Origin of the sequence: Vibrio aquaticus, assembly GCF_003970385.1 — a bacterium.
Classification (GTDB): Bacteria; Pseudomonadota; Gammaproteobacteria; order Enterobacterales; family Vibrionaceae; genus Vibrio; species Vibrio aquaticus.
In genome coordinates this window covers 1-552 of record NZ_RXZH01000100.1, presented here as the reverse complement: position 1 = coordinate 552, position 552 = coordinate 1, and the positions used below count along the sequence as shown (strand labels likewise).

At 38.5% G+C, this 552-nt stretch carries 1 pseudogene; it reads right to left on the bottom strand.

Annotated elements, in window-relative coordinates:
• Positions 1-510 (bottom strand): annotated as a pseudogene (locus EJ063_RS21900) (F0F1 ATP synthase subunit alpha); the annotation flags it as partial.
• Positions 511-552 lie beyond the last annotated feature (42 nt).

Sequence of the window (552 nt, the reverse complement as noted above, 5' to 3'; positions counted from 1 at the left end):
CAATCGTTGACCTCTTGCCAATTGATTCTGAGTAGCTTTATCGAGATCAGAAGCGAATTGTGCAAAGGCTTCTAACTCTGCGAATTGAGCCAGTTCCAATTTTAATTTGCCAGCTACTTGTTTCATGGCTTTAATTTGRGCCGCAGACCCTACACTGGAGACGGAAATACCCACATTAATAGCAGGTCGGATTCCAGAATTGAATAGATCGGCGGATAAGAATATTTGTCCATCTGTAATGGAAATTACATTAGTAGGAATATAAGCYGAAACATCTCCTGACTGGGTCTCGACGATTGGTAAGGCAGTCATACTCCCTTCACCTAATTGAGAGCTTAATTTAGCGGCTCTTTCTAAAAGACGTGAATGTAAATAAAAAACATCTCCTGGATAAGCTTCACGACCCGGCGGTCTTCGTAATAGAAGAGACATTTGTCGATAAGCTTGTGCTTGTTTGGAAAGATCATCATAAATTATTAAAGTGTGTTGTTCACGGTACATAAAATATTTCATAAATTATTAAAGTGTGTTGTTCACGGTACATAAAATATT